Annotated in this window: 24 protein-coding genes; 16 read left to right on the top strand and 8 right to left on the bottom strand. The window is 55.0% G+C overall.

From position 1 onward, the window contains the following. The first annotated feature begins 143 nt into the window (after window positions 1–143). The 6 genes from JIN87_RS05970 to JIN87_RS05945 are packed head-to-tail and all read left to right on the top strand — an operon-like array spanning window position 144 to window position 7,072. On the top strand, window positions 144–1,661 hold the full coding sequence (locus tag JIN87_RS05970; RefSeq protein ID WP_200354620.1) for a TolC family protein: 1,518 nt from the start codon (window positions 144–146) through the stop codon (window positions 1,659–1,661). 40 nt (window positions 1,662–1,701) lie between these two features. Then, window positions 1,702–2,982: an efflux RND transporter periplasmic adaptor subunit gene (locus JIN87_RS05965; protein WP_200354619.1), complete on the top strand. Its 1,281-nt coding sequence runs from the start codon at window positions 1,702–1,704 to the stop codon at window positions 2,980–2,982. Then, window positions 2,979–3,671: an ABC transporter ATP-binding protein gene (locus JIN87_RS05960; RefSeq protein WP_325176369.1), complete on the top strand. Its 693-nt coding sequence runs from the start codon at window positions 2,979–2,981 to the stop codon at window positions 3,669–3,671. The genes JIN87_RS05965 and JIN87_RS05960 overlap by 4 nt, the downstream gene beginning before the upstream one ends. Window positions 3,672–3,699: 28 nt before the next feature. Next, window positions 3,700–4,986 carry an ABC transporter permease gene (locus JIN87_RS05955; RefSeq protein ID WP_200354618.1) on the top strand — a complete coding sequence of 429 codons (1,287 nt, stop codon included), beginning with the start codon at window positions 3,700–3,702 and terminating at the stop codon, window positions 4,984–4,986. After that, window positions 4,979–6,226, top strand: coding sequence for an ABC transporter permease (locus JIN87_RS05950; RefSeq protein WP_200354617.1), 1,248 nt, complete (start codon window positions 4,979–4,981; stop codon window positions 6,224–6,226). Before JIN87_RS05955 ends, JIN87_RS05950 begins: the two co-directional genes overlap by 8 nt. Before the next feature lie 33 nt (window positions 6,227–6,259). Then, complete coding sequence (locus JIN87_RS05945) at window positions 6,260–7,072, top strand: arylamine N-acetyltransferase family protein (protein WP_200354616.1); 813 nt, start codon at window positions 6,260–6,262, stop codon at window positions 7,070–7,072. Here the strand turns inward: JIN87_RS05945 and JIN87_RS05940 are convergent. Further along, window positions 7,069–8,004, bottom strand: coding sequence for an SCO family protein (locus tag JIN87_RS05940; RefSeq protein WP_200354615.1), 936 nt, complete (start codon window positions 8,002–8,004; stop codon window positions 7,069–7,071). The genes JIN87_RS05945 and JIN87_RS05940 overlap by 4 nt on opposite strands. Before the next feature lie 33 nt (window positions 8,005–8,037). Here JIN87_RS05940 and JIN87_RS05935 point away from each other — a divergent pair, with 33 nt between their 5' ends. From JIN87_RS05935 to JIN87_RS05920, 4 genes are read left to right on the top strand one after another with little or no spacing between them, the layout of a single operon-like run. Beyond that, window positions 8,038–9,084, top strand: a complete 1,047-nt coding sequence (locus JIN87_RS05935) for a COX15/CtaA family protein (RefSeq protein ID WP_200354614.1) — start codon at window positions 8,038–8,040, stop codon at window positions 9,082–9,084. A 2-nt stretch (window positions 9,085–9,086) separates the two neighbouring features. Continuing rightward, window positions 9,087–10,022 (top strand): heme o synthase, encoded by a 936-nt coding sequence (cyoE, locus tag JIN87_RS05930; protein WP_200354613.1) that lies wholly within the window; start codon window positions 9,087–9,089, stop codon window positions 10,020–10,022. Window positions 10,023–10,031: 9 nt separating this feature from the next. Beyond that, entirely contained in the window at window positions 10,032–10,472 is a 441-nt protein-coding gene (locus JIN87_RS05925; RefSeq protein WP_200354612.1) for a DUF420 domain-containing protein, read from the top strand. 53 nt (window positions 10,473–10,525) lie between these two features. Continuing rightward, complete coding sequence (locus JIN87_RS05920) at window positions 10,526–12,322, top strand: SLC13 family permease (RefSeq protein WP_200354611.1); 1,797 nt, start codon at window positions 10,526–10,528, stop codon at window positions 12,320–12,322. A gap of 234 nt (window positions 12,323–12,556) precedes the next feature. On the opposite strand, the gene JIN87_RS05915 is transcribed toward JIN87_RS05920, so the two are convergent. After that, window positions 12,557–13,474, bottom strand: a complete 918-nt coding sequence (locus tag JIN87_RS05915; RefSeq protein ID WP_200354610.1) for an inositol monophosphatase family protein — start codon at window positions 13,472–13,474, stop codon at window positions 12,557–12,559. Continuing rightward, the gene (locus tag JIN87_RS05910) at window positions 13,441–14,472 is read right to left on the bottom strand and encodes a hypothetical protein (protein WP_200354609.1); all 1,032 of its coding nucleotides are present in this window, start codon (window positions 14,470–14,472) and stop codon (window positions 13,441–13,443) included. The genes JIN87_RS05915 and JIN87_RS05910 overlap by 34 nt, the downstream gene beginning before the upstream one ends. Before the next feature lie 220 nt (window positions 14,473–14,692). On the opposite strand from JIN87_RS05910, the gene JIN87_RS05905 reads away from it, so the two are divergent. The 3 genes from JIN87_RS05905 (at window position 14,693) to JIN87_RS05895 (ending at window position 19,537) form a co-directional block, all read left to right on the top strand. Next, the gene (locus JIN87_RS05905) at window positions 14,693–17,479 is read left to right on the top strand and encodes a TonB-dependent receptor (protein WP_200354608.1); all 2,787 of its coding nucleotides are present in this window, start codon (window positions 14,693–14,695) and stop codon (window positions 17,477–17,479) included. Window position 17,480: 1 nt separating this feature from the next. Further along, window positions 17,481–18,533 (top strand): phytase, encoded by a 1,053-nt coding sequence (locus JIN87_RS05900; protein WP_200354607.1) that lies wholly within the window; start codon window positions 17,481–17,483, stop codon window positions 18,531–18,533. A gap of 374 nt (window positions 18,534–18,907) precedes the next feature. Beyond that, the gene (locus JIN87_RS05895) at window positions 18,908–19,537 is read left to right on the top strand and encodes a hypothetical protein (protein WP_200354606.1); all 630 of its coding nucleotides are present in this window, start codon (window positions 18,908–18,910) and stop codon (window positions 19,535–19,537) included. 9 nt (window positions 19,538–19,546) lie between these two features. Here JIN87_RS05895 and JIN87_RS05890 read toward each other — a convergent pair whose 3' ends face one another. Beyond that, the gene (locus JIN87_RS05890; protein WP_200354605.1) at window positions 19,547–20,224 is read right to left on the bottom strand and encodes an RNA polymerase sigma factor; all 678 of its coding nucleotides are present in this window, start codon (window positions 20,222–20,224) and stop codon (window positions 19,547–19,549) included. After that, window positions 20,217–20,981 carry a hypothetical protein gene (locus JIN87_RS05885; protein ID WP_200354604.1) on the bottom strand — a complete coding sequence of 255 codons (765 nt, stop codon included), beginning with the start codon at window positions 20,979–20,981 and terminating at the stop codon, window positions 20,217–20,219. The genes JIN87_RS05890 and JIN87_RS05885 overlap by 8 nt, the downstream gene beginning before the upstream one ends. Before the next feature lie 180 nt (window positions 20,982–21,161). Here JIN87_RS05885 and JIN87_RS05880 point away from each other — a divergent pair, with 180 nt between their 5' ends. Continuing rightward, the gene (locus JIN87_RS05880) at window positions 21,162–21,929 is read left to right on the top strand and encodes an energy transducer TonB (protein ID WP_200354603.1); all 768 of its coding nucleotides are present in this window, start codon (window positions 21,162–21,164) and stop codon (window positions 21,927–21,929) included. Window positions 21,930–22,133: 204 nt separating this feature from the next. Continuing rightward, entirely contained in the window at window positions 22,134–22,883 is a 750-nt protein-coding gene (locus JIN87_RS05875) for a TonB family protein (RefSeq protein ID WP_200354602.1), read from the top strand. A 76-nt stretch (window positions 22,884–22,959) separates the two neighbouring features. On the opposite strand, the gene gcvH is transcribed toward JIN87_RS05875, so the two are convergent. From gcvH to JIN87_RS05860, 3 genes are all read right to left on the bottom strand, one after another. Further along, window positions 22,960–23,343 (bottom strand): glycine cleavage system protein GcvH, encoded by a 384-nt coding sequence (gene gcvH / locus JIN87_RS05870; RefSeq protein ID WP_200354601.1) that lies wholly within the window; start codon window positions 23,341–23,343, stop codon window positions 22,960–22,962. Between the two features lie 105 nt (window positions 23,344–23,448). Then, entirely contained in the window at window positions 23,449–24,552 is a 1,104-nt protein-coding gene (gene gcvT / locus JIN87_RS05865; RefSeq protein WP_200354600.1) for a glycine cleavage system aminomethyltransferase GcvT, read from the bottom strand. Window positions 24,553–24,561: 9 nt separating this feature from the next. Further along, window positions 24,562–25,410, bottom strand: a complete 849-nt coding sequence (locus JIN87_RS05860; RefSeq protein WP_200354599.1) for an MBL fold metallo-hydrolase — start codon at window positions 25,408–25,410, stop codon at window positions 24,562–24,564. A gap of 74 nt (window positions 25,411–25,484) precedes the next feature. Between JIN87_RS05860 and JIN87_RS05855 the strand changes: the two genes are divergently transcribed. Further along, complete coding sequence (locus JIN87_RS05855; RefSeq protein ID WP_200354598.1) at window positions 25,485–26,009, top strand: GNAT family N-acetyltransferase; 525 nt, start codon at window positions 25,485–25,487, stop codon at window positions 26,007–26,009. Window positions 26,010–26,036: the final 27 nt, after the last annotated feature.

Below are 26,036 nucleotides of genomic sequence, written 5' to 3'. Positions count from 1 at the left end.
TCCGCTTGCAGTGACGACTGGATAGTAGTCTGCCTCTATTAGGAAAAGACGACAAATTTCACGAAACCAATTAGAAATACTGGTGTAGTGATAAGAGTCGTCTCTCCCAAAGAGTCACAAAACACTCTACCCTTCCGTCTCTTGTGAAATTCTTCCCCCTCGCCACTGCGCTGGCTTTCGCCTGCCCCTTCCTCGCACACAACTCCTTCGCAGAAGAGCTGACGCTACGTGCCGCCATCGACCGAGCGCTGGCAAACAACCTCGGCCTCCGAATCCAAAGCCTAGAGCCGGAGATCGCCCAAGAAGCGGTCACAAGCCAGGAGTCCCAATTCGATCCAACCGTCTTTTCCCGCGCCAACCTCAGTCAAAGCGATCTCGAGTGGGAAAACTCGGAAGGACGCACCAACCAAACCACCTCGGACTCGCGCTCCTACGCCCTCGGAGTGAGCAAACGAGTATCCTCCGGCGGACAACTCACCGCTAGCGCCAACCAATCTCGCAATGACGGCTCCAGCTTCAATCCCGAACTCGGACAACTCGTCGGGGGCGAACTCAGCGAGCGCGCCTCGCTCTCCCTCGAATTCACCCAACCGCTCTTGCGCGACTTCGGGCGAGACGTAAACCTGGCCCCGGTCCGTCGGGCCAAGTCGCAAGCCCGCGTTGCCGACCTCGAAACACGCAACGCCGTCTACGATCTTCTGCAAAACATCGAATCCAGCTACTGGCGCCTCTCCGATTCCTACCAACGCCGCGATCTCCACCAGTCTAACCTCGAACTTTCAGAGAAACTCCTCGAAGAGTCTCGCGAACGGGAACGCCTCGGACTCTCAACCAAAATCGACACACTCCAAGCCGAAGCCAACCTCGCCCAACGCAAAGAACAAATCATTCGCTCCGAGCAATCCATCCTCGAAGCCACCGACGCTCTCCTTTCCTTAACCGGCGAATTAGACGACTCCGTCGATCTCGCCACCAACGTATCAGTTTCCCAATTACCAAATAATGAGGCGACCCTAGACAACTTTCAGATCGTCCTACAAAACGCCCTCGACAACAACTTCGACAGCGACATCCAAGAGGAAATCCTCGAGCAACTCGAGCAGTCGCGCATCCTCGCGAAAAACGCGAAACGCCCCCAAGTAGACCTCTCGCTCTCCAGCTCCTACATCGGTCTTTCTCCCGAAAGCGCAAAAGACTCCTTCGAGGAAGCCTTCGACCGAAGGGGCGACGATTGGGGCATCCGTCTCGTCTTCAACCTCCCCTGGGGCCAACGGGGAGCCAAATCCCAACTTCGCCAAACCCTGCACCGCATCGACCAAGCAGAACTTCGCCTGGCCGAAATCAAACAAGACCTCCTCCGGACCGTCCGCTCCGCATGGCGAGAACTCGACACCTCACGCCAACAGCTCTCCGCCGCCAAGCTCGTCGTCGCACTACAAGAAGCGACCTTCGAACAAGAGCAAAGCAAGTACGAGGAAGGGCTCTCCACCTTTCGCATCCTTCTCGAAGCCCAGCGAGACCTCGACCAAGCAAAGCTCAGCTTGCTCGACGCCCAACTCGCGACCATCCAGGCCGAAGTTGCTCTCGCCCGAGTCGAAGGCTCCACCCTGGAAAGGCACAGTATCGAATGGAATTCCCCCTCGAGCCCAGACCGTAACTGATTTCCCACTACATCCACTCTTTAAAAAACTCCACTAGTTCATGAAAAAGCGATATTGGATCTCCGCAATCGTGCTCATCGGGGCCGGCATCACCTTCGCCACAAAATTCAACAAGGGCGACCAGATCACCGAAGTCACAGTCGAAAAAGCTCAGCGTGGTGATATCACCAGCCTTGTAACGGCGACCGGAAAAGTCTTCCCCGAAGTCGAGGTCAGCATTTCCTCAGAAGTCGCAGGCGAAATCATCGAACTTGGAGTTAAAGACGGGCAAACCGTGGAAAAAGGAAACCTGCTGGTCCGCGTCAATCCCGACCGGCTCGAAGCCCAAGTCCTCCAACAGGAAGCCGCTCTGCGAGCTAGCAAATCGAACTCCTCCGAAGCCAAAGCACGCATGCTCCAGGCTGAGCTCGACTTAAAACGCCAAACCAACCTCTTCCAAAAAGGCTTCACAACCCAAGAGCAACTCGACGAGGCCGAGACCATGCGAGAGATCAGCCAAGCCTCCTACGAGGCAACCCTCTCCCGTATCGAACAACAGGAGATGCAACTCAAAGAAGCTCGCGACTCACTTGCGAAGGCCACTACCTACTCCCCCATCGGAGGCACCATCACCTCCCTCAGCTCCGAACTCGGCGATCGCGTTGTCGGGACAGGCCAATTCGCCGGAACAGAGATCATGCGTGTAGCCGACCTCTCTCACATGGAAATCCGTGTCGACGTCAGCGAGACCGACATCGTGCAAGTCAAAATCGGCGATCCCGCGACCATCGAAATCGATGCCCTTCCCGACGACGAATTCAAGGGAGAGGTATCCGAAATCGCCAACTCTGCAAAAGGCGGAAACAACGCCAGCGACCAGCTCACAACCTTCGAAGTTAAAGTTCGCCTGACCGATCCGAACGACCGTATCCGCCCTGGAATGACAGCTACCGCCGACATCGAAACCCAAACAGTGAGCGACGTCATCAAAGTGCCACTACAATCCGTCACCGTGCGCTCCAAGGATGAGGTAAAAAAGCAGCTCGGCGAAAAATCGGACGAATCGAAACCCGAAGATGGCGACAACAAAAAAGCCCCCGAGAAATCCAACAAAAAGCGGGACAGTCTCGAACGCGTTGTCTTCGTCTTCGACAGCGACCAAGTCACCCTTGCTCGCGTGGAAACCGGGCTTGCGGACAACCGTTTCATCGAAATCAAATCCGGAGTCGAAGTCGACCAACAGATCGTAACCGGCGGCTACCGCGTCCTAACCCGCGAGCTCGAACACGAGAAAGCCGTGAAGATCGCCGAAAAGAAGAAAGGCAAAAAAGACGCCAAGTGAGCGAAAGCATCATCCAGATCACCGGCGTTAAAAAGATCTACGATCTCGGCCGAGCCAAAGTCCACGCACTCGACGGTGTGGATCTACGGATCTACGAAAACGACTACGTGGCAATCATGGGCCCCTCTGGCAGCGGCAAGTCCACCCTCATGAACATGCTTGGCTGCTTGGATACACCATCCGAGGGACAATACTATTTCGGAGGAGAAGATGTCGCCAAAATGGACGACGACTCGCTCGCCGACATCCGCAATCGCCGCATCGGGTTCGTATTCCAAAGTTTCAATCTCCTACCGCGCGCCACCATTCTTCGCAATGTCGAGCTCCCCCTCGTCTACGCAGGCCTCGCGAAAAAGGAACGAGCCGAACGCGCTCAACACGCCCTTGAACAAGTCGGCCTTGGCGACCGCATCGAACACCGGCCAAACGAGCTTTCGGGTGGACAACGCCAACGCGTCGCCATCGCCCGAGCGCTTGTAACCGAGCCCTCCATCATTCTCGCCGACGAACCAACAGGAAACCTTGATTCAAAAACCGGAGAGGAAATCATGCAGCTCTTCGAGGGCCTCTACGAAAAAGGAAACACCATCATCCTCGTTACTCACGAAGAGTACATCGCTCAACACGCGCGCCGCCTCGTCCGCCTCCGCGACGGACTCATCGAAAGCGACACACCCGTAAAGAGGTAACGGCTATCGCCACGAAGCCCCCACATCAATGAAACGCTCACGCATCAGACGCACCCTAAACGATTTCGAGGAAAGCGCTCGAATCGCAGGCGAGCAGTTGCGTGAGCACAAAGTGCGCTCGCTCCTAACCGCCCTAGGCGTTATCATCGGAGTCTGGGCGGTCATCCTGATCGGCGTAGGTATGAACGGATTGGATACAGGATTCCGCAACAGCCTAGCCATGCTAGGCGACGATCATTTCTACATCGAAAAATTCCCCTGGAGAAATGTCGGCGATGACTGGCGTAAATACATCAGGCGCCAGAACATGGAATCCTACTATGCCGACGAAATAAACGAGATCATATCCCAAACGCCAAACACCGGACTCGTAATCGCGGTACCCACCATCGGATTTCGACGCAACATGTCGTACGAGGATCAAACCGCAAACGGTATCCAGTTTACTGCGACCACATCCGACTTTAGCTACATCAGCACCGCAGACATTGCAGAAGGCCGCTTCTTCACTCAAACCGAAGCCTCAAGCGGGCAAAACGTTGTCATCTTAGGATCCGGCGTCATGGAAGCCCTCTTTCCCGACGAAGAAATAGATCAAATTCTTGGCCGACGCGTCAAAATCTCCCGCATCAAATTCACCGTGATAGGCGTCCTTGAAAGCCAAGGGAGTTTTCTCGGCCTGCAAAGTTTCGACAACCAAGCCATCGTTCCGCTCCCCACCGCTCGGAAGTTCTTCATCGGCCACCGCTACTGGAACGGCACTTCCATTCGTGTCGTCAAACAACCTGAGATTGATCGAGAAGAAGCGCGCGATGAGATAATCGGAGCCATGCGTCGCGTACGCGGACTTGAAGCTGGCGAAGAAAACGATTTCGATGTCAACGCATCCGACGCAGTGGAAGACACCATCGGCCCCGTAAAGGCGGGAATCGCAGTCGCCGGCTTTATCATTACCGGACTCGCGCTCTTCGTGGGCGCCATCGGTATCATGAACATCACCTTTGTGAGCGTAAAGGAACGTACTAAAGAAATCGGTACACGCCGAGCGATCGGAGCGAGGCGAAGCTCCATACTCACCCAGTTTCTCATGGAAGCTGTGTCGATCTGCCTGCTCGGCGGGCTGGTGGGGCTCCTACTAGCCTTTGGATCAAAGACCATTCTCGACCACTACGCGCCCAATTTCCCCGCGAGCCTCTCCTTCAACTTAATGATCCTCGCCGTTTCCCTATCCGTCACGACTGGGATCCTATCCGGATTCATCCCCGCTTGGATGGCTTCTCGTCTAGAACCCGCAAACGCCTTGCGTCATGAGTAAGCGAAAGATGCGTCTCAGCGACTTGATCGAGCAAGCCTTCGCTTCTCTTGGAGCGAACTTCCTTCGCTCGTCTCTTACCATCCTTGGTGTATCCATCGGCGTATTCTCCGTCGTAGGCGTGATGACCGCCCTCTCCGCCATCCGACACAGTATCGACACCAGCCTCAACGTGTTTGGGGCAAACGTGCTTCAGGTAACGAAGGATCCAGCTATACAAATCGGACACGGATCACGCCGCAGACACCGTGGTCGCGAACCAATTTCTCCCCGCCAAGCCGATATCTTTAAACAGGAAATGGATGCGATCGGCATTCCCACAACCCTGTCCGCGAGCGACGGAAACGAACGGGCGACCTACCGGGATCTAAAGACCCAGCCGCGTATCCGAATTATTGGCACAAACGAGAATTTCCTCATCACCAATAAGTACGAACTTGATTTCGGACGCAACATCACCCCAGCTGACATCGAGTTTAATCGCCCCGTCGTCGTCATTGGTCGAGAGATCTTGGATGAACTCTTCATCAACGAAGACCCCATCGACAAGCAGATCAACATGGACGGCGAAAAATACATCGTCGTCGGTGTTCTCGCCGAACGAGGCGAGATCTTCGGCAACTCCATGGACGGCATCGCCCTCATTCCCCATACCAAATTCGTGCAGAATAATTGGCATAGCCGACGAAGCATGGAGATCGCGATTCAAGCCGATTCGGTCGACCAAATCGACGAAGTCGAGGACATCGTAATTGGCAACATGCGCTTCGCTCGCGAACTCCAACCAGAAGAGGAGAACAATTTCGAAATCACCTCCAACGCGGCCCTTCGAGCTGCCTTTGCCGAAATCGCGGTTATCGTAGGAACCGGTGGACTCCTCATCAGCGGAATCGCTCTCGTCTGCGCGGGTATCGGGATAATGAATATCATGCTCGTATCCGTGACCGAACGCACTCGCGAGATCGGCGTGCGAAAATCTCTCGGAGCGCGAAAAAAGAGCATCCTCGCTCAATTCCTCCTCGAGGCAATCTTCCTCTCAGAGGTCGGAGCCGCAATCGGCATCGCCCTGGGTATCGTCGTCGGCAACATCATCGCCGTCCAGTTCAACGCCACCGTAATCCTCCCCTGGTTTTGGATCGCAGTCGCGGTGGGCGTCTGCTCGTTAATCGGCATCGGATTCGGCTTCCTGCCCGCCCTCCGCGCAGCGAACCTACATCCAGTAGAATCACTCCGCCACGAGTAAGCAGCTCCGCGCTGCAACGAGCATTTCCAGCAAATGTCTGAAACCATCGACCTAGACGCCTATTTCCAACGTATCCAATTCACCGGGACTCCCTCAACGGATTTGGAAACTTTGACCGAACTTCACCAGCTGCACTTAGCGGCGATTCCCTTCGAAAACCTAGACGTGCTGTTCGAACGAGAGATCAAGCTCGATCTCAACTCCATCCAACAAAAATTGGTTCACAACCGAAGAGGTGGCTATTGCTACGAGCAAAACGGGCTCTTCGCAGCGGTTCTTCGAACGATCGGGTTCAAGGTCACGCCAAGAATCAGTCGAGTGCGATGGCAAACGCCTGAAGAGACCCAAACCGGGCAAACTCACAAAGTCCTAGAAGTGCAGATCGGCGGCGAATCCTATCTCGCCGACGTCGGATTCGGCGGAATCGGTCTAATCGAGCCGATTCTCCTTCACAACGACCAAACTCAGCATGACGCCTACGAACCGCGCCGAATCGTACGACAAGCCGGCGTTTTCAAACACCAGATCTATCTCAAAGAATGCTGGCAAGAGGTCTACCATATCAACGAAGCCCCTGCCTCATCGATCGACTACGAAATCGCCAATTGGTTTACCAGCACCCACCCGACCTCAGCTTTCAAGAAGCGACTAATCGTCTGCAAGGTCGAAAACGGCACCCGCACCGTTCTTCTCAATCGCGAACTGACCATTCGATCTCAAAACGGTCTGCTCAAAACGCAGCTAGTCCAATCGCCCGAGCATCTAGCCGAAACTCTTTCAAGCCATTTCGGATTAGACCTCTCCGGCGAGTCCCCGATCAAATGCGAGGGGATCGTCTGGGACTAAAGCACCCTCGCCGCTTCCAAAAACGCTTCTGGATCCCACGCTTTTTTCGTGGAGCGCTTCACGATCTCACGATCCCTGCCCACTAGGACCGTCGCGAGCGAGTGGATGATGTCGTCCTCATCTTCGATGTGAGTCACCGCCATGCTCTTGATCAAGCGACGCACCATTTCCTTTTCTCCGGTCACGAAACGAAAATTCGAACCGTCGATCCCGTAGCCATCCGCATAAGCACGCAAAACACCAGGCGTATCGTACTTCGGGTCGAGAGTCACCGAGACAAACTCCAAATCCTGCAAGCCCTCTTCGGCTGCCATCTTCTGCAAACGGGCCATTTTTGAGGTGGAAAGCGGACACATCTCCCCATCGGTACAGCGAGTAAAGATGAAGTTCAGCACAAACGGCTTCCCCTTGTAGCGGGTCGGCGTGACGGTTTCTCCATACTGGTCGAGCAGAGCGAACTCCGGAAACGCATCGCCTTCCGCGAGATAGTAGCCGCTCCCGAGATCGTCTACCTGCTTGGCCAGGCGTTTATTCACCCGGCGCATCACCTCGGCCGACTCGTCGTCGATCTTCCAGATCTTGATCAACCTAAATCCGCCATCCTCGTCACGTACCATACGAGCTCGAATCTGGTCGCCTTTCTTAAAAACCTTCACGTCTCCCAGTCCTACCCGGAAGACCATCGTCATCGGAGGCATGAAATCGGGGATCTCCTCGTGGGCCACCGTCATTTCAAGAGTCTCGGGGTTTACGGCCTGAACCACTCCTAGAAGAGCGTGCCCTTCCTCATTTTCATCTTCTTGACTTTCCTCCTTTTGACCACATCCCAGAAGCCCTGCCAAAGCCGACGCAACCAGCAAAATTCGGAAAAAGGGGCTCTTCGCGAGACGATGAAACCCGAAAGAAGGATATTGCACAGGACTGCTATTCATGACGCCACGGTAAACAAACGATCCGTAACGAAGATGCCAGCAAAAGCCGACAGCCTAGAGAAAACTTGCTACCGACCAGCCCTGTTCTGGTTCGGTTTCGCGTCGCTGGTCTGGATCACTTTCCTCCTCTACGCTGGCGGTTTCACCACCACGATTCGGGCAGGAATGGCATTCCTCGATTGGCCGCTCTCCAACGGTTCCATAAACCCGGACGGTTGGCTGGAAAACAAGGACATGGCAGCCGAGCACTCTCACCGGCTCCTCGGCATGGTGATGGGACTTCTCTCGATCGGGCTTTGCGTCGCTGCTCACCTCGGCAAAGCCGCTAAAAATTCGCGAAAGATGGGCAACTGGCTGGTCGTGCTAGTCATCTTCCAAGGGCTGCTAGGCGGTCTTCGAGTAAAGCTCGACACCCTCAACCTGCAGATCGACCACAACCTCTACGCTCAAAGCTTCGCCGTCGCCCACGCCACGCTCGCTCAGCTTTTCCTTTGCCTGCTCGTCGCATTCGTCATTTCCAACAGTCGCTCCTGGATCGAAAAAAACGCTGGTTTCAGCGCCCAGCCCTCCAGCAGTCTCCTCACTTACGGCTACCTGGCATGCGGGACCATCGTCCTCCAACTCATAGTCGGCGCCATCATGCGTCACGCCCATGCAGGGCTAGCCATTCCCACGTTTCCGCTCACGCCGCACGAGACCCTCATACCTCCCGTTTTCAATTTCGCGATCGGCATCCACTTCGCCCACCGAGTCGGGGCAGTCATCGTCACCATCGCCATCGTCCTCTTCTGCATCCGCGTCTGGAAAGACGCCGCCGGACGCAAAGCGTTAGGCAAGTCGGCCGCCGGATTGCTAGCGCTTCTGTTAATACAAGTACTGCTTGGAGCGCTCGTTATCTGGAAAGTGCGCAACGAACACGTCACGACCTTGCATATGCTCAACGGGGCTTTCACCTTAGCCCTTTGCTGGTCAATGACGTACAGAAGCTCGAAACCAATTTCTAACCAGGCCGCCACACCGGTCGCTGCCGCTAACAGCCGGACAGGCAAACCACCGTCGACAGTCGGCCAAACAGCATAAGCGTGAGCCTAGAACCTACAGAAAGAGTCGACCTGACTCCCGCTTCCACTTTGTCCGAGCGTTCCGAAAACAAAGCCATCGCCTGGTCCGCTTACTACGAGCTCACCAAGCCTCGCCTCAGCCTGCTCTCCGTCATCACCGCCCTCGTCGGCTACCTCGCCGCCTTGCCGGAGCGTGACCTGAGCGTTCTCATCTTCTTCCTAGGCGGCACCGCCATCTGCGCCGCCGGAGCCGCGACGCTCAACCAATATATCGAACGCGGGACAGACGCTCTCATGAAGCGCACCCGCGAGCGCCCTCTGCCAGCCGGCCAAGTCTCTCCTTCCATCGCATTGTGGCTCGGCGTCGCCCTATCCATCATCGGGGTCGCCGCCCTCACCTTTGGGGCGAACTACCTCGCTGGCGCCCTCGGCTTCGCCACCATTCTCACCTACACCGCGATCTACACCCCCCTGAAGCTAAAAACCCGCTGGGCCACGGAAATCGGAGCCCTTCCCGGCGCGCTGCCACCGCTCATTGGCTGGGCTTCAGCAGAAGGTGGCATCTCCGCCCTGGGCTGGATTCTCTTCGCAATCCTCTCCTTCTGGCAAATCCCTCACTTTATGGCGATCGCTTGGACGTTCCGCAAAGACTACGAATCCGCCGGCTTCCCCATGCTCACCGTAGTCGACCCGAGCGGGCGGAAAGCGGGCATTTGGGCGACTATCAACGCTGTCGCTTTGCTCGCCGTGAGCGTTCTCCCTATCTTCCTCGGGCTCTGCAGCTGGCTCTACACCACCGTGGCAGCCGTATTCGGCATCTGGATGCTCGTGAGGTCCATAACCTTCGCAACCGCTTCCAACCGCGACAGCTCTGCGCGCAAGCTCTTCTTCAATTCGATTTTCTACCTGCCAGCAGTCCTTTTTACGCTCGTAATTGACCGCTGGATACTCTTCTAGAGTCGAATCATGGAAACCAGCGACATCCCAGCTCTCAACGCCTCCCTAAACGCGGTCGCCACCGTACTGATCATCGCCGGGATCACTTCAATCAAACTCGGCAAGGAGGGACTTCATCGCTTCTTCATGGGAGCGTCCATCCTCGTGTCCGGGGCCTTTCTCGCAGGATACCTTTACCACAAGTGGCTCATGGGAGCCGCCAATACGCCCTTCGCCGGCGAAGGAGCAATTCGCTACGTCTACTACATCATGCTGCTTACCCACGTATTGCTAGCAGCAGCGATCCCCGTGCTCGTTTTCCGGACAGCCTACCTCGGTATCAAGAACCGACGCGAACTTCATAGGAAATGGGGTCGCATCACCTACCCCATTTGGCTCTACGTATCCATCACCGGCGTGCTCGTCTACTTCTTCCTATACGTCTGGTACCCGCAGCCAGCCGCAGCTTGACCTAGCTGCACAGCGAGCTAAAAACAGATCCTCTGCCCCGCTAATACCTTCCAATGACTTGGGAAATCGCATTCGTATTCGTCCTGCTAGTACTGACCCTGGTCAGCTTCGTCTGGGAAAAGGTGCCTGCCGATGTCACCGCCCTTTCCGTCTTCGCGATCCTGCTCGCCTCCGGAATTCTCTCTTCCGAGCAAGCCTTCAAAGTGTTTTCAAACAAAGCTCCCATCACCGTAGGAGCGATGTTCATCCTTAGCGCCGCCCTCGATAAGACAGGGTTGATCGCCTCGATGAGCCAGAAGCTGCAAGGATTAAGCAAGCTCACCTACCGGCCCTTCCTGCTCATCATCATGGTCTTGGTCGGGATACTCTCCGGCTTCATCAACAATACCCCGGTGGTCGTCGTAATGCTCCCGATCGTGCTCACGCTCTCCAGCAAGATCGGTGTAGCCGGCTCAAAGGTCCTTATCCCGCTCTCCTACGCCTCCATTCTCGGAGGCACCTGCACTCTCCTCGGCACCAGCACCAATATCATCGTGAGCGGCGTCGCCGAAGGAGTGGGCGGAGAGGCCCTCGGCATGTTCGAATTCGCCTTCATCGGCATTCCGCTCTTCGGGGCCGGAATCCTCTACCTGCTCGTATTCGGCAACAAACTACTCCCATGGCGTGAAACGCTGACCTCGATCCTCTCCGAAGAGGAACGCCGCGAGTACATCGCGGAAGCGTTCGTCAACTCAGACTCCTCCGCCATCGGAAAAACGCTCAAGGAAGCAGGCTTCAAACGCACCAGCGGCGTGCGCGTCATCGATCTCGTCCGTTCAGGCGTCTCCCTCCAAGGCCGCATGCACGAAATCAAGCTCATGGACGGTGACCGCCTCTTCCTCGCCTGCCGCGCCTCTGGACTTGCCCAAGCCCGCAGCATCGAAGGCATCGACCTCGCCGCCGAACGGGAGCTCGGACTCGAGCACATCAACGCCCATGAAGGCTTGATCGTAGAAGGAATTCTCGGTCCCAATTCCGAGATTCTGGGCAAAACCCTCGAAGAGGTGAACTTTCGCCAACGTTACCGACTCGTCGTTCTCGCGATCCACCGAAACGGCAAAAATCTGCGCGACCAGCTGGGCACTCTAAGGCTCGAATTCGGCGACACCCTCCTGCTCCTCGGTACCGACGAAGCCATCCAAAACATGAGCGGCAGCGAGGATATCATCCTCATGGAAAACCGGGCGGTCCCTTCCAAATCCGACAAACGCAAAAGCTTCGCCGTCATCGCCGCCATCACCGGAGTTGTCGCCTGCGCCTCATCGGGATTCGCGGGAATCGAAGTCGCCGCCGTTATCGCCTGCGCATTCCTTTTCCTCACCAACTGCCTCCGCCCCAAAGACGGCTACGCAGCGGTACAGTGGAACATCCTCTTTATCATTTTCGGCATGCTCAGCCTAGGTATGGCCATGGCCGAAACGGGAGCCTCCACCTGGTTGGCCGATCACCTAATATCGGCAGTCACCCTCTTCACCACCGAGGAAGTTCGTCCCTACGTCATGCTAGCATGCCTCTATTTGCTGACGAACATCCTCACTGAGGTTCTTTCCAACAACGCCGCCGCAGTCCTCATGGCGACCCTCGCCGTCGGCATTTCACAAACACTCGGCGTCGACATGAAACCCTTCCTCATGACGGTCGCGATCGCCGCCTCAGCAAGCTTCTCAACACCAATCGGCTACCAAACCAACACCTACGTCTACGGTGCTGGTGGCTACCGTTTCTCGGACTTCATAAAGGTCGGCGGACCGCTAAACATCATTTGCTTCGCCATCGCCGTCACCTTGATCCCACAAATCTGGAGTTTCTAGAGCACTTTTCTTTTGAATTGGCGTATTCTTCCTATGATCGGAAGATAGGCCGGCCTCCCCATGTTTAGTTCAAGAACATAGTTTGCAGGCCGCCGTGGACCCTTGATCCTGCATTGCGGCTGACTGGGTCAGTCAGCGCAACCTAGCGCCTGTTCATAAGAAAAATGCTCTAACTCCAGCCAAACGCCACCGCGAAAAAGGCAACGTTACATTTTTCACGGTCGTCCGATCTGCTTACCAGCGGTACTGCGTCGACTTACCAATTGTCTTTTCGATCCGATCGCAAAGTTCGTGCGAACCCGCGATATGACTGAAGCCCTTGCCCTTGGAATTAAAGGTCTTCAGAGGAAAGACTTCCGTATCAAAAAAACGAGTACTTCCGCCAACCGCGGCAAGCAGAGGCATCCCGCCTGCGATATCCCAAGCCTTCACCCGATGCGCGATCACTCCATCGAGCCACCCCAATGCAGTGTAACCCATGTGAATCGCGCTGCTACCAAACGCACGCAGCTTGAAGGACATCCGGATCGCATCATCATCCTTGAGAGCCTCATCTGAAGCTAAGGTTTGAGTCGCGATCAAGCTTTGGCCATTCACGTCCGACTCCTTGCGTTGGACCCTCTGATCATCAAGCCAAAGCCCATAGCCTACGCCGCCATGAATCAGTTTGCCTGTACCATGGTCGTAGATGTATCCGTAAATCGGATTCCCGTCCTTCAACAAGGCCAGCGAGATCGAGCAGTTCGGAATGCTGCGAGCAAAGTTATTCGTTCCGTCAATCGGATCAAGAAGCCAAGAGAAACCGGGACGAACCTCGATCGCCTCTTCGCCGTGCTCAAGCTCCTCGCTAAAAAATTGGTCGCTAGGAAACGCCTCCTGCATCGCTTCCGCGAACACCTTAGAAAGATGCAAATCCGCTTCCGTCACACGCGAGCCATCGAACTTCCATTGGCTGGCCACATCGCCAAACTGAGCCCGAAAGTACTCGACCTTCTCAAGCACGACCTTTTTGCCGAAAGCGATTCTCGATTCGAGGGAATCTTCCATGCCGTCACCATGCATCACCTCCGTAACCCGCCTCAAGCAAGAACTCGAAACGTTTTCCAAACGCCTCGCTCTCAGACCCGTCTCATATCCCAAATCATGCGACACTTCTTTGCCAAAGCTCCAAATGCTTCCGGCGTGATCGCTTGTTTCGGGTCGTCTCCCAAGCCGTTTTTCGGGTCTACGTTCGACTCGATACAGAGTCCGTCAGCACCATAGGCCACCGCGGCCATACTACACGACTCTACATACATCGCCTTGCCCACCGCGTGCGAAGGGTCCGCCACGACAGGAGCCCAAGTGCGTTCCTTTAGAAGCGGCGTGATGCACTCGTCCGGATGATTCCGATAACCTTCAAGCCCCGGCAGCGTCCCCCTCGGACAAAGCACCACGTTGGGATTGCCAAAGGTCACAATATACTCCGCCGCGGAAATAAACTCGTTTACCGGCCCCATGTGCCGCCCCCGCTTCAGCAGCACCACCGTATCGCGCCCGGCTACCTTTTGCCCTATCTGGCGTAGCAACGAGTAGTTCAAGGCGTTCCGAGTCCCCACCTGCAGCATGTGCACGCCTGCATCCAGAGCGATGTCTAGCTGCTCCTCATCCATCACTTCCGCATTGACCGGCAAGCCCGTGCGAGCCGACGCCTCCATCAAGATATCAAGAGCTTTAACATCCCCCTGATACGAGTAAGGATTGGTTCGCGGTTTCCAGACGCCGCCTCGCAACGCGTGAATTCCAACCTCCTTCAGAGCAGCCGCCGTCTCGAAATACTTGTTCGGCTCCTTTGGATCCACCGTACAGTGCCCCCCGATCAACAGCAGTTCCTTGCCGAGCTCGACACCGCCAAAAGACACCCGGTGGTTCTTCAGCTCAGACCGAATATCCAGAAGCTTATGCGGCGACTGGATGGTATCCACCCTGTCTACATACGGGAGCCCCTCGATCCGATTGATCATCAACTCGTGCCGCTCGTCCCCAACAATCGCATACACGTTTTGCCCCGCGCCCTCGATAACCTGGATCGAACAGTCAAAGTCGCCTACAATCGAGCGAAGTTCACCCAATTGGGCATCGGTAAGTTTTGGGGTCTTAGGTATGATCATAGCCAAACCCTAACACGACTGAAGCGATTCTCAAATCCGGACTCCTTTTCGTAACAAAAACTCGAAAACAGCCCCGAAACGTGCGGCTTCGTTACAGCCGGATTTCAGGCAGGCAACAAGATAGAAACAGCCCCCTATCCGCGTTGACAGTCATAGCTCGCTAACGTGTGCATCCGAACAGAAGCGATTCGCTTACCAACAAACTACACCTACCTAAGCTATGAAGCTCACCACTGGAAAACTATTCGCAAGCCTGTCAGCAGGCCTCGCGCTCAACATCGCTCAAGCCGAGACCATCGTCGGCGATGTTTCCGCCCACAACGGCTATGGCCCGATCGAAGGAGCAAGCATTACCGTATTAGACAACGGGATACGCACAGCCTCCGATGAACAAGGCAAGTTCGTCATTCAAAACATCGCTCCCGGCACCTACGCCTTGCGCATCTCTTACCTTGGACTTGGAGACGAGACCGTCAGCGTCACCGTTGAAGAAGGTGGCATCGCGACTCTCTCCGCTGAACTCGGCCGAGACATCGTAGATCTCGATCCATTTGTCGTTACAGGAGTAAAGTCCGCCTCCGCGCGAGCCCTCAACCTTCAACGCAACTCCTCCAACCTCGTCAACACGGTTGCCTCCGACGCTCTCGGTCAGTTCCCCGATGAAAACGCGGCCGAAGCCCTTCAACGAGTATCGGGCGTATCCATTGAACGCGACCAAGGAGAAGGCCGCTACGTCGTGATCAGAGGCATAGATTCAGACCTCAACAATATCTCGCTCGACGGCGTCGCGCTCGCCTCTCCGGAAGGCGACACACGCAAGGTCGCCCTCGACGTCATCCCAACTGACCTCCTCGACCAGCTCGAAATTCGCAAGACCTTCTTGCCCGACATGGACGGCGACGCCATTGGCGGTAGCGTCAACATCAAGACGCTTAGCCCGTTCGACCAGGGTGAACGTTTCGCCTCCGCCAAGGCGCAGCTTCTCTACAACGACCTCGTTGACGAAACATCCTTCATGTTCGCCGGCACATACACCGACACTTTCGGTAGTGAAGGAAATTCTGGATACGTCGTATCCACCAGCTACCAAGAACGAGAATTCGGCTCCGACAACATCGAAGTCGACGGACCTTGGAGCGCAAGCGAAGAAGCTGAAGACGGCTCTACAGGATTCTTCGCCCCAGAAATCGAGTTCCGCCAATACGACGTGACTCGCGAGCGCAAATCCCTAAGCCTCAACTTCGAGCACCTCCCGAACGACACGACCCGCTTGTATGCTCGGGGAACTTACAACTACTTCAGCGACGAAGAATACCGCCACCGCACGGAAATTAAGCCAGAACGCGGCACCATCGAGACACTGAGCGATACCACCGCCTCCGTGACAGGAGCAAACAAAACGGACCGCGATCTCAAGGACCGTTTCGAAGAACAAGAAATCCTCGCGTTCTCCCTCGGTGGCGAAACGCGCGTCGACGACTGGCGCTTCAACTACAAGGCCTCACTCTCCACCGCGGAGGAAAACGAGCCAGATCGACTCGACACAGATTTCCGCAATGGCGAAGACAGCGACTTCAGCTACGATTTCTCCAACTCCTTCGAGCCTCGCGTCACAGTTGACGGCGGTTCCGACATCTTCGATCCAGCCAACTTCGAACTCGACGAGTTCGTTGCGGAAAACAACCTCACAGAAGAAGAGGAAATCGCCCTTAAGTTCGATGCGATGCGTTTCCTCGATTTCGGCGACAACCCAGGTTTCGTAAAGTTCGGTTTCAAATATCGCACCAAAGACAAGAACCGCGACAACGACGTAGCCATCTACAGCTGGGACGGCGATGGAGACACGCCAACCGCCGCTGGCCTCACAACAACCGGCAGCCGTTACCCTTACCTTACCGGAGGCAGCGCCTATCTCCAGTACGACCCGCAAGCAGTTCGCAACCTCTTCAACAGCGAATTCTCGAATCTCCAGTACGATGACGAATCCGACATCGACTCAACCCTAGCGGACTATGACACGACCGAAGACGTTCTCGCTGCCTACGGCATGGCCGAAATCGAAACCGGAAAGTGGACGATTACCGGAGGAGCTCGCGTAGAGCAAACCGACTTCGAAACAACAGGATTCGAGCTCGTCACTTGGGAAGAAGAAATCGACGGCGAAATAGAAGAACTCTACGAGCTGAATCGCATCAGCTCCGACAACGACTACACCGACATTCTCTTGTCCTTGAACTCTCGATACGCACTCGACGACACCACGATCATCCGAGCGTCTGCCTCAAACACGATCGCTCGCCCAAAGTTCAGCGACTCCTCTATCTCGACAGAAACCAACCGTACAGACGAAGAAGTAGAAAGAGGCAACCCAAACCTCGATCCATACGAATCCATTAATCTCGACCTCTCTTTCGAGAAATACAACGAGAAGCTAGGACTCTTCGCTGCCAACGTCTTCTACAAGGATATCGACTCCTTCGTGTACATGACGAATTTCGACAACGCAGACGGCTTCAAAGTAAGCACTCCGCAAAATGGCGAAAACGCGACGATCCTCGGGCTCGAGCTCATCTGGAATCAGGAACTCGGCCTGCTAGCGGAAGCTCTCCAAGGCTTCAGCATCGATACGAACCTCACCTTCAGCAACGCGGATGCGATCTACGAAGAAGAAGGCGAAGAAGCACCATTGCTCAAGCAACCTGAAGAAATCTTCAATCTTACCCTCTCCTATGAAAACGAGCACTTCATGTTCCGCCTCGCAGGCACCCACCGTGGCGAGTACCTCGATTCCGCTGAAGGCGATCCAATCGAGGATGAGTACGTTGACTCCCACTTCCAACTCGATGCAAAGGCGGTCTACAAGATCGACGAGCAAAGCTCCGTCTTCCTCGAAATGATCAATCTCAACGACGAGCCATTCCAAGCCTACTACGGCTCTCCAAGCCGCATGCGTCAGTTCGAAACCTACTCTTTCTCAGCTAAGCTCGGCTACAGCTGGAAGCTCTAAGATGCTAGTTAAACGAATTGCATCATACCTGACTCTCGCTCTCCTAGCCTCGGCAACCGCCGAGGCCAGGCAGAGCCCAGTCACGGTCGCGGAACGTTTCTTCACGCCGATCGACACCCAAAGCAACGTCGACTCTATCGCCGTTTGGCATGGACCGGATAGCGAAGAGCGACTGCTGATCGCCACTTCCAAGGCGGCTCACAAACTCTACGTTTACGACGCAAAGAACGGCTTCCCGATTTCCCAATTCGGGACTCCCGGGTCGGAGCTTGGACAGTTTTTGCGGCCCAATGGCATCGCCTCAGCTGACGATTTTCTCTTCGTCGTGGAGCGCGACAACCACCGGGTCCAAATCCTCCGCTTACCTGACTTCACCCCCCTCACTTCGTTCGGTTCCGAGGAGCTGATAAAACCGTACGGCATCTATCTTCGAAAAATCGCAGAGGGATCGTTTCAAGCGTATGTGAGCGACGACTACAACAAGGTTCTCCCAGGAGAAAAGCCTGAGCCGAACCCAGCCGGTATCCGCAAGCGCGTAAAGCGGTTCCAGATCGTAATCAACGGGCAAGGTGTGGATACGAAACTGATCAATGCCTTTGGCGAGCACGAAGGGCCTCACGCCCTCGACGTAGTCGAATCGCTGATGGGCGACGAAGCCTCCGGCAAGCTGATGGTAGCCGACGAAGATGAACAGCATGGACTCGAGATACACGTATTCGACCTCGAAGGCAACGACACCGGAAAACGCCTCGGACAAGGCACCTTCCAGTTCCAACCCGAAGGCATCGCCCTCTGGGAAACCATAGCAGGCAAGGGTTACTGGATCTTCACCGACCAAGGCAAACAGGCGAACCACTACCACGTCTACGATCGGAAGAACTTGTCCTATCGTGGCACCTTCAGCGGAGAACGCACCCTCAATACGGATGGCGTCGCGATCGACCTGAAACCAACAGCCCGCTACCCGATGGGAGTGTTCTACGGCATCCACGACGACTGCGGCGTATCGGCTTGGTCAATAGCCGACATCTCAAAAGAGCTTCAACTCCGTTAGATCGCTTGAACTCTCGATGTGTCAATTCCAGGTCGCGACGTCTAACACGTCGCGGCCTTTTGGCACCCTCGGTTCGTTCCTCAAATAACTCTTAGGATAAAGAAACACCCCGCCTGAGCAATCTCCGCACCGCCTTGAGGAGTCGGTCACCAACACGAAGCAAAGATCCCCTGAAGTGGCGGGGGGTGCCCCCCAAAAGATCCCAAATTCTGCAACTTTATAGAATTTTCAAAGCCTCACGTACTCTGAAAACCACACAAAAATCCGATTAATAGAAGCAGAGGCCATGTAGAGCACGGATTCCTGCGGAGATGGATACGACGCAATTCCGAATCCCTGCCCACTACAGGCACAACCAACCAAATGTAGTTTCTATGACGGTAGATTTTCAAAAACCGGGAGGATTCGCCTCCTTGACGACGACCACCCCCAAGACCGACTCCATCCCCCTCGGAAAAGTCCTGCGTGGACTCTCCGAACGCCTAGACACAGAGACACCCGTCTCTATCGACGAAACGCTCGACCTCTTCCTCGAAGAGCACGAACGCTACGCTAACGCCACCCGAATCGCCAGCTTGTCCAGCCCTCACGCTCTCAAGTCCTGGGCCGCCGAGCGTTTGCCAGCCATGGGCATCTCCTACGGATTTTCGAACCGAATCAACGAGCAGGAAGTCCAAGCCAATCTCGACGAAAGAGCCCCTCTCAAACTGGTCGAATTCGCCGATGAGCTCTGCCTCCTTGCAAGCTACTGCCGCGATGTCGTCGACCTGAAAATCGAAGCCTCCCCCCACTCGGCCGGCCTCGCTTTCCAGTTCGTCTTTCATGGCAAACTGAAAGCGGAAGAACGCGCCCTCATCGAAGACGTCAGCGTCCAATGCCTCCTAAACGAAGGCTCCAGAGACAATTGCCTACGCAAACGCGTGTTTGCGACCGAAGATCGAATCGAAGCCGAATGCATCGCCCTGCGCAAAAAGATGCGCCTCGGCTTCAGCCCTGTCTTCTAAAAAATAGAGCTAAGGCGAGCAGCTTAGCTGTCCCAAACTTTCGTTCAGGGTCCGGGTTTCAAACCGGACCTTTTTTTTTTGAGACGACTCATCCCTCTCGACAGAAGCCTGCACCCGTTGCCTCAATATCTTGCGAGCCCGATACAAGCGAGTCTCCACCCCGCGGGCCGAACAGCCCACCACTTCGGCGATTTCCTTGTAGCTCAGATCCTGATAGTGATGCAGCAGCACCGCCGTCCTCAAATCATGAGGCAGGCTCATCACGGCCCTTTTGAGAAGGTCTAGATCCTCCTCCTTCTCAATATCCTCCGCAGGTAGACTTGCCTCTGCCGGCACCACCTCAAGTAAGCTAGCCTCTTCACCTCCATCACCCGAACTTAGGCCTGTATCGAGCGACACCTCAGGGTGGCGCTTTTGCCATCGAGCCCGATTCTTACACAAGTTCGCAGCTATGGTGAATATCCAGGAGGCCAAAGGATAACTGAAGTCGTAGCTGTCCCGCTTTGTGAATATCCGCACGAAAGTCTCCTGCACGATATCTCGCGTAACAAATTCGTTTTGCGTGTAGCGAAAAGCGAAGGAGAACAACGGTCTTTCCCACTTTTCGATGATACGCTCCAACGCTCCGGAATCCTCCCGGATCAAAGCTCGCATCAGCTCATGGTCTTCTGCCGCGTTCTTACGCATCCGTCTTGCTTCCCTCACTCGGAGAGAAACCGGGGTAAACTTGGTCCAAGAGTTCGCGGTAGCGGGTCCTTTGCTCAGGCTCGATGATCTGCTCCACCTTGAGGAGAAGTTCCTCGGTCAGCCGGGCACTTTTCTCGCTCAAATCCTTTTGCGTCTGCAGCAGCTCGTAGAGCTGGAAATAGTCGATCACATCGCTGTTCATGCGTTGCTTGTCAAAAGCCCGATAAGCCCGATGGCTCTCCAGCAACTCCCCGAACAACTCGTCGAAAGCCATCTCGTAATCGCCGTGCAAGGCGGTCACTTGCTCGTATTGCGGCTCAGACAAATCCAATTCCCCCTGCAGCCACCCGAGCCCGGCAAGCAGAACAGGAGCATCGTTCGGCGAGTGTTGAGCGGGCTGAATCGGCTGATTCGCAAACTCGTCCGCGCCCGCCATCGCCTGCAAGCGGTAGAGCGGATCAATGGACAGGCGATAGCTCAAATTCATATCCTGAGCCCCTCCACCAAAACCGCTCGACGAGAGCAGCTGAGAGAGCCCCATCCCTACCAGTACAAAAACGGCAGCGAATCCCGCCGCTAATCCTGGGCGCGAAAACGCGTTTCCAAACCAGATCGCGAGACTTTTCTCGTCGCGTTCACGCCCTCTCGGCTGTCCAAGCGCGCTTCGCACGCGAGCGGTCAGTCCCGGGTCCGGTTCGAAGTCGTCCTTCCAACGATCAAACAGCTTATCAACTTCTTGGTCTTCGAACTTTCTCATTTTGGGGTCAGTCTGGGACACGTTCTGTTAATTGACGCGCCCAACCATCACATACGCCTTCTGGACGCGCAACCCTTCAAAAAAAGAACATCTGAAGGGTTCCAGCTTGCCGCGGAGTAAATTCTCACATCACTAACCCTCGAGAATCGGAGACAGCCTCCTTTCCGAGTTTTCAAACCGATGAACCGCGAACTTTCTTCAATATTTCTAGCTCTCAGCCTCTGCGCTTTGCCGCTAACGCAGGCGCAAGTCGAAAACCAGATCGACCGCTACGAGGCGAACGCGGCACCGATGGTCGAATTCGAGATCCACCAAACAATCGAGCCGATCTACCCTCCCTACCTAAAGAATGTCGGCTACGAAGACGGGAGCGCGACTCTTGCCATCGTCATCAATCAATTTGGCGAACTTGAAGACTACCTTCTTCTCGAAGCCACCCACATCCAATTTGGGCAGGCAGTCGAAAAAGTCCTCCCGAAATGGAAGTTCTCCGCCCCTCTCGTAAATGGCGAAACCGCAGCCATCGCCAGCAAGCTCAAGGTCAACTTCAAGCGCGGCCAAGGCGTCGTGTACGAATCTTTTGGATACTATTCGCTGGAAAACAAGTTCATCAACATGATGAACCGCTCCGACTTCTATCGCATCTACACCCTAGACGAGCTCGATCGCATCCCCATCCCGACCAAAATCGAGAAACCGCTTTTCCATACCGAACTTCTCGAAGACAGAGACCTGGTAACCGCAGTCTTCGAATTCTATATCGACACCGAAGGAAGAGTCAGAATCCCCACCCTGCGCGAAGCAGACGACAAAGTGGACGAGCGCCTATTGATAATTGCTCAAAACGCGATTTCCCAGTGGAGATTCGAGCCGCCACAACGCAAAGGCAAAGCCGTCGTCGCCAAAGCCGCCCAACCCTTTCACTTCCGCCCCGTAAACGAGAAGTAAGCGATAAACAACATACCCAAAGTCGCCAATTCATCACTCCCATCCCGCCTTTCCCAGGCGGGATTTTTTTGCGCAAAATCAAAGCCAGCAAAGGTGAAAAACGACATAAATTGCCCTATATTATGAAGTAATGCCAATCGCTAGGTTGTAAACAGATTGGGCCCCAAAAACAAAATCCGACAACCCCTAAACAAGGAATCAATCATGAAACTGGCAAAGTCGCTATTCAGTGCCTGTATCATCTGCGGGCTTACACAATTATCTACCTACGCGGACTCTAAATGGGTCCTATCAAGCGAGGACGGCGTCGACCTTCAAATAGACGTCACACAGCTTCCCAGCTACCCACACGCCCTCACAGAGGCCGGGTACTTGGAAGGCTTCGTGAAGGTATCGGTCGACGTAGACCATCACGGAGAACTTCGAGACTGGATCATCGTAGAGTCCACCCATCCGAGTTTTACCCAGTCAGTAGAACGAGTAATCGAAAAATGGGAATTCTCCGCGCCGAAAGTAAACGGTGAACCCCGATCCATCATCACTCACCTCAACATCAACTTCAAAAGCAGCGGCGCGGTGCTCAGCATGTCGCTCCCCTCGGAGATGCTTGCCCAACGCATCAACCAGATGTCCGGATATCGATCCCAATACAGAGGATTAACAAGTATCAACGATCTAGATACATCTCCGTTCCCGCTAGACCAACCCTCGCCAAGGGTCCCCCAACAACTCGTCGACGAGTACGAAGAGTCGCAAGCGAGCTTCAATTTCTACGTCGATGAAGCGGGCCAAGTAAGAATGCCGGCCTTGGTCGAAACGAAAGGCGACCCAGACGTCCAACTCCTAGTCGCCGCACAAGACGCCATTTCACAATGGAAGTTCGAGCCACCGACTCGGAACAAACGTCCCGTAAAGATCAGGCTCTCACAGACATTTGTATTCGCTAACCGCTAACAGGAATCCTGAACCTAAAAAGCCCGAGGACTCATCCTCGGGCTTTTTTCATTAATTCAGAGCTCAAACGGCGTCTCTAGTCTTTCGCGATCTCTTCGTAAGCCGCCGCGTCGAGCAACTCGGCGAGAGCCGCAGTATCCTTGATTTTAATCTTCAAGATCCAGCCGTCTTCATACGGCGACGAGTTCACTTTCTCCGGAGCGTCTTCCAAGCTTTCATTTACCTCTAAGACTTCCGCATCGACCGGCATGTAGAGATCAGAGGCAGCCTTTACAGACTCTACCACACCAAAACTCTCTCCCGCATCAAAACTGTCCTCGACCTCCGGCACCTCCACGAACGTGATGTCGCCCAGACTGTTTTGAGCAAAATCCGTGATGCCGATGATCGCTTCATCTCCATCGAGAATCTTCAACCACTCGTGGTCTTTGGTGTACTTAAGGTCAGCTGGGATACTCATATCAGTTTTTCAGTCTCAGTTTGAAGGGTTCTTAGAAATTCGTCGCAAATGATCAATTCGGATCCTGAATCGGACAAGATCGAAATCAGGTAAATAACACGTCCGCTAGGCCTGCGGATTTAGAGGCACAAACGGAAGCTTCGCCCGCTCGATCGGCAATGCCTTTCCGCGTTGGTCTACCGCCAAGTCGCCAGATCGTGCCACCGCAGCGTCCACCAGCGCCGAACCGATCGCCTCATTCAAAATGGGAGAAAAGGTTCCGGAAACCACAGTTCCAACCTTTTCACCACCACTCACAATATCCGTCCCCGGACGAGCGATACGGCGACCACCCGTCTTGAAGAAAACAATTCTCTTGGCAGGACCTTCAGCCTTCTTGGAGAGAATCGCTTCCCTCCCGATAAAGTCGCCATCCTTTTTAAGAGCTACCGTCCACATCAGCTTGGCTTCAACCGGACCCACTTCATCGTCGATCTCGTGTCCGTAAAGTGAATACCCCGCCTCGAGCCGAAGACTATCGCGCGCCCCCAATCCAGCCAAAACGAGCCCATGCTCCGTACCAGCCGCCAGAAGAGCTTCAGCCAGCTCCGCGGCCTTTTCGGCCGCAACGAAAAGCTCAACGCCAACTTCTCCGGTATACCCCGTTCGGCTGATGATGCAGGGGATTCCCGCGATCTCTCCCTCAACAAAACGATAATAGCCAAGTCCGCCCAAATCCACCGAGCTGAGCCCCTGCAAAATCTCGAAAGCCTTCGGCCCCTGCAGAGCAATCAAGCCGTAATCGGCAGAAACATCAGAAACGGAAACATCAAATGCAGAAGCATGTTTCGTCAGCCAAGCAATATCCTTGTCTGTATTCGAAGCATTAAGACAAAGCAGGTAACGGTTCTCCGCCTTACGATAAACGAGCAGATCGTCCACAACTCCCCCCTCTGGATGGCACATCAAACTGTAGAGAGCTTTGCCGTCGTCCATCGACGAAACGTCGTTCGTCAGCACGTAGTTCAAAAACGCTTCAGCCTGCGGCCCCTCGATCGTTGCCTCGCCCATGTGGCTCACGTCAAAAAGACCCGCCGCAGCTCGAGTGGCCTTGTGCTCCTCCACAATACTCTGGTATTGGACCGGCATCTCCCAGCCAGCGAAATCCACCATTCGCCCGCCATTGGCTACATTGAAATCGTAAAGAGGGGTGCGCTTCGCGTCAGACATGGCCGCTATCTAGCTTTTGCAGGAATCCCAATGCAAGGATGAAGCAGCAAAACAATTCATCTCTCGCTCCTCACCCACAGTCGTCAACGGACCATGTCCCGGGGCGAGCACGGTCCCCTCAGGCAGCGACAAGATCTTCTGCAGCGACTTCAACGCATCAGCATAGGAAGTGTTCGCCGCCCCCATCGAACCGGCAAAAAGCGCGTCGCCCACAATCGCGAGCGGCCGCTCCAGCCCCTTCACCATAAACGTCATGCCTCCCGCCGTATGGCCCGGCGTATCGAAACCTTCGATCTCGATCGCTCCCATTTTGTAGGAAAATCCCTCTTCCATTCCCAACGTCGGCACTGAGATTTCCCCGTCTTTCGCCCCTAGAAAAACCTTGGCTTCCGGCCATCGCTTCAAGAGCTCGGGCGCCCCATCGAAGTGATCCCAATGAGCGTGCGTCACAATGATCGCTTCCAATTCCAAGCCTCGCCTCTCAATTTCTTCGATCAAGGGCTCCGCCTTCGTTCCACTGTCAAAAACCACCGCGCGCTTCGAGACTGCCTCCCACACCAAAAACGCATTTACCTGCCAATCGTAGAACGGGCTACACACCATTGAGAACCCCTCGATCTCAGCGACGTCGCTGGGCCGCCATTCCCCTTTTGCCAGAGTCAGCAAGGCATCAACCTTCAGTCCCAACTCCTCGCCCAGAGCGGATACCGCCTTCTCGTCAAACTCTCCGCGGCGAGCCGCCCGAATCAGGCTTTCGGAAACGCCGCAACGCTCAGCCAGCACCTCGGTACTAATTCCCTGCGCCTTTTGCGCTTTGCTCAATACATCGTTAAATTCGTCTTCTACCGGAAGAATCATGCGCCCCGGTTACCGTTTGGTTAATCTTCTTGCAAGCACCGAGCAAGCCACCTCTTCTTTCGCCGAATCCCTGCATGACCCAAATCGAACTCAAAAAGCTCTCCAAATCCGACCTCGAAGCCGTCCACCAGATCGACAGATCCGAATCCGTGGAGCGAATGTACCGGAAGGCCGGTCAAAACTTGGAAGCCTACGACGATTCGGTCGAATTCGCTAGCGATCCCGCCTTCTGGGAAAAACTCATTTCCTGGTGGAAAAAAGAGCTCGATGGCGGAGCGAAGGCGATCGGCGCCTACGACGGCGACACCATGACAGGCATCGCCATGATCAAACACGACGCTCACGAAGGAGTCGATCAGATCATCGCCATGTACGTCAGTGCCGAATACCGCCTCAGCGGCATCGCCAAGTCCCTCTATCTCGAGATCGAAGACGCCGCCAAAGCATCTGGCGCTAAACAACTCTGCGTTCACACCACCCCAACAGGTTCAGCCGTCGGCTTTTATCTCAGCCAAGGATTCCAGTTCGACGCCGGTTCCGCCTGCTCCCTCGACCCCGAAAACGAGCAGGACATCCCCATGGTCAAAGACTTGAGGTAGCGCCCGCTGTCCCAGCGGGCACAATAG

This window comes from Pelagicoccus mobilis, assembly GCF_016595505.1.
GTDB classification, from domain to species: Bacteria; Verrucomicrobiota; Verrucomicrobiia; order Opitutales; family Opitutaceae; genus Pelagicoccus; species Pelagicoccus mobilis.
Note: the sequence above shows the minus strand (reverse complement) of the source record. Positions and strands in the feature narration are given on the sequence as shown.

Coding starts and splice junctions, on each gene's coding strand:
- JIN87_RS05855 (WP_200354598.1), top strand. CDS start 25,485: ATGACCCAAATCGAACTCAAAAAGCTCTCCAAATCCGACCTCGAAGCC.
- JIN87_RS05925 (WP_200354612.1), top strand. CDS start 10,032: ATGGAAACCAGCGACATCCCAGCTCTCAACGCCTCCCTAAACGCGGTC.
- JIN87_RS05875 (WP_200354602.1), top strand. CDS start 22,134: ATGAAACTGGCAAAGTCGCTATTCAGTGCCTGTATCATCTGCGGGCTT.
- JIN87_RS05945 (WP_200354616.1), top strand. CDS start 6,260: ATGTCTGAAACCATCGACCTAGACGCCTATTTCCAACGTATCCAATTC.
- JIN87_RS05880 (WP_200354603.1), top strand. CDS start 21,162: ATGAACCGCGAACTTTCTTCAATATTTCTAGCTCTCAGCCTCTGCGCT.
- JIN87_RS05935 (WP_200354614.1), top strand. CDS start 8,038: ATGCCAGCAAAAGCCGACAGCCTAGAGAAAACTTGCTACCGACCAGCC.
- JIN87_RS05895 (WP_200354606.1), top strand. CDS start 18,908: ATGACGGTAGATTTTCAAAAACCGGGAGGATTCGCCTCCTTGACGACG.
- JIN87_RS05910 (WP_200354609.1), bottom strand. CDS start 14,472: ATGATCATACCTAAGACCCCAAAACTTACCGATGCCCAATTGGGTGAA.
- JIN87_RS05905 (WP_200354608.1), top strand. CDS start 14,693: ATGAAGCTCACCACTGGAAAACTATTCGCAAGCCTGTCAGCAGGCCTC.
- JIN87_RS05885 (WP_200354604.1), bottom strand. CDS start 20,981: ATGAGAAAGTTCGAAGACCAAGAAGTTGATAAGCTGTTTGATCGTTGG.
- JIN87_RS05950 (WP_200354617.1), top strand. CDS start 4,979: ATGAGTAAGCGAAAGATGCGTCTCAGCGACTTGATCGAGCAAGCCTTC.
- gcvT (WP_200354600.1), bottom strand. CDS start 24,552: ATGTCTGACGCGAAGCGCACCCCTCTTTACGATTTCAATGTAGCCAAT.
- JIN87_RS05940 (WP_200354615.1), bottom strand. CDS start 8,004: ATGAATAGCAGTCCTGTGCAATATCCTTCTTTCGGGTTTCATCGTCTC.
- JIN87_RS05965 (WP_200354619.1), top strand. CDS start 1,702: ATGAAAAAGCGATATTGGATCTCCGCAATCGTGCTCATCGGGGCCGGC.
- gcvH (WP_200354601.1), bottom strand. CDS start 23,343: ATGAGTATCCCAGCTGACCTTAAGTACACCAAAGACCACGAGTGGTTG.
- JIN87_RS05860 (WP_200354599.1), bottom strand. CDS start 25,410: ATGATTCTTCCGGTAGAAGACGAATTTAACGATGTATTGAGCAAAGCG.
- JIN87_RS05920 (WP_200354611.1), top strand. CDS start 10,526: ATGACTTGGGAAATCGCATTCGTATTCGTCCTGCTAGTACTGACCCTG.
- JIN87_RS05890 (WP_200354605.1), bottom strand. CDS start 20,224: ATGCGTAAGAACGCGGCAGAAGACCATGAGCTGATGCGAGCTTTGATC.
- JIN87_RS05900 (WP_200354607.1), top strand. CDS start 17,481: ATGCTAGTTAAACGAATTGCATCATACCTGACTCTCGCTCTCCTAGCC.
- JIN87_RS05955 (WP_200354618.1), top strand. CDS start 3,700: ATGAAACGCTCACGCATCAGACGCACCCTAAACGATTTCGAGGAAAGC.